The sequence below is a fragment of the Ilumatobacter sp. genome, assembly GCF_049588435.1.
GTDB lineage: Bacteria > Actinomycetota > Acidimicrobiia > Acidimicrobiales > Ilumatobacteraceae > Ilumatobacter_A.
Map to the genome: position 1 here is coordinate 1 of NZ_JBAVYV010000210.1, position 1,664 is coordinate 1,664.

The 1,664-nt window shown below is 66.0% G+C and carries 2 protein-coding genes and 2 pseudogenes; all 4 read left to right on the plus strand.

The features are described from left to right. On the plus strand, window positions 1–709 hold a 709-nt coding region (locus WBV89_RS07905; RefSeq protein WP_423980788.1), incomplete at its 5' end, for an alpha/beta hydrolase. A gap of 230 nt (window positions 710–939) precedes the next feature. After that, a pseudogene (locus WBV89_RS07910) lies at window positions 940–1,056 on the plus strand (Arm DNA-binding domain-containing protein); the annotation flags it as partial. Between the two features lie 9 nt (window positions 1,057–1,065). Further along, the gene (locus tag WBV89_RS07915; protein ID WP_423980789.1) at window positions 1,066–1,512 is read left to right on the plus strand and encodes a hypothetical protein; all 447 of its coding nucleotides are present in this window, start codon (window positions 1,066–1,068) and stop codon (window positions 1,510–1,512) included. Continuing rightward, window positions 1,445–1,664, plus strand: a pseudogene (locus tag WBV89_RS07920) (sigma factor); the annotation flags it as partial. The gene WBV89_RS07915 and the pseudogene WBV89_RS07920, both read left to right, overlap by 68 nt.

The following is a 1,664-nucleotide window of genomic DNA, read 5'->3' on the forward strand; positions in this document are numbered from 1 at the left end:
CTGCGAGCACCACGTGGCGAAGGGCGCCGAGCTGTGGTGCTACGACGCGCCCGGTCACGGGCGTTCGACGACCAATCGACCGCGGGGGACGTGGACGATGGACGAGTGGGCGCAAGCAAGTCGTGACTGGGCCAACCATGTGCACGAACTCACGGGGCTCCCTGTGTTCACGCTGGGTTCCAGCCTCGGCGTCGCGGCCGCGATCTCCGCGATCGACTCGCCCGCTGTGACGGGCGCGATCCTGATGGGTTCTGCCGCTGTGCCCGGAAGCCCGGTGCTCCAGTCGCACGCTGAACTGTGGGGAGACGACAAGGTCAGGGCGGTCCTCGCGCAGGTCGGGCGAGGCGCACGGCTCGACATCCCGACGTTCTTCAACTTCGACGTCGACTACGGGTTCCAGGGTGCGACCGAGCAGAAGAAGCTCGACCCGTACAACACATGGTCCTACGACCTCGCTTCATGGGCGTCGTTCTTCCAGTACCAACCGCCGCAACCGCTCGCCGACAACATCAAGCCGGTGCTGTATGCGGCGGGTGACAAGGATCCGAACATCACCCCGGATGTGGTCCGGATGGTGGCCGACGGCATCGGCGGGCCGGTGCGGGTCGAGATCTTTCCCGACGGCGTCCACCAACTGATGCTGTTCGAGACCGAGGCGTTCTCGACGCTCGTGCACGACTTCTGCACCGGCGTCATCACCAACGGCTGAGAACCTGCAAGATCACGAAAAGATCACAGGATTCGCCGGACTGTCGCCGATTCAGGCAGATGTGGCGAACTCGCCTGGACGATCTGGACAGCAGGCCCGTACAGAACGGCCGTTTCCGGACTCGGGCGGACGCATCGGACGGATTCGAACCGGCTTAAACCCCCCTTCCACTCACGTGGAGTGCGGGTTCAAATCCCGCCCCGGGCACTCATCCGCTGGTGTTTTAGCGGATCAGCTGGGGATATCGGATCGATCTCGGCCCCGACCCGGCCACCGGGAAGCGTCGGCAGGCATCTCGTCAGGGCTTCGCAACGAAGCGCGAAGCCGAGACAGCGCTGCGCGATGTGACCTCGTCGATGCGTGACGGCGTGGTGCCGACTCGCTCGGTTCGCACGCTCGGCGATTTCCTCGACGAGTGGTTGGAGTTGCAGCGTGATCGGCTGCGGCCGACCACTTGGCACAGCTACGGCCACGCGGTGACATGCATCAAGTCGGGCCTCGGTCGATCGAAGCTGCAAGCCCTCGCTCCACTGCAGCTCGAACACTTCTACGCCGAATTGCTCGCGTCGGGTGGCCGCACCGGGAAGCCGTTGTCGCCGAAAACGGTGCGGAACACGCACACCGTGCTCCGCAAAGCACTCGCCGATGCCGAACGCCTCGGACTCGTCGGCCGCAACCCGGCCGCCGCGGCCAAGCCGCCATCAGATGTTCGCGTCGACCTCGACGCCGCCCTCGATTGGGCCGGCAAGTGCGCCGCCGCCTGCGAAGGTCCCGTCGAGCTGCGCCCGATGCAGGTCGAGTAGCGCACGTGTCTCGACCATCGACATCGCCGAGGACGCGGTCGCGGAGGCCTTCGCCATCGCCGCCGAGAAGTGGCCGACGGAAGGCGTCCACCCAACCCCGGCGGGTGGATCACCACCACTGCTCGCAACCGTGCCATCGACCGGCTCCGAAG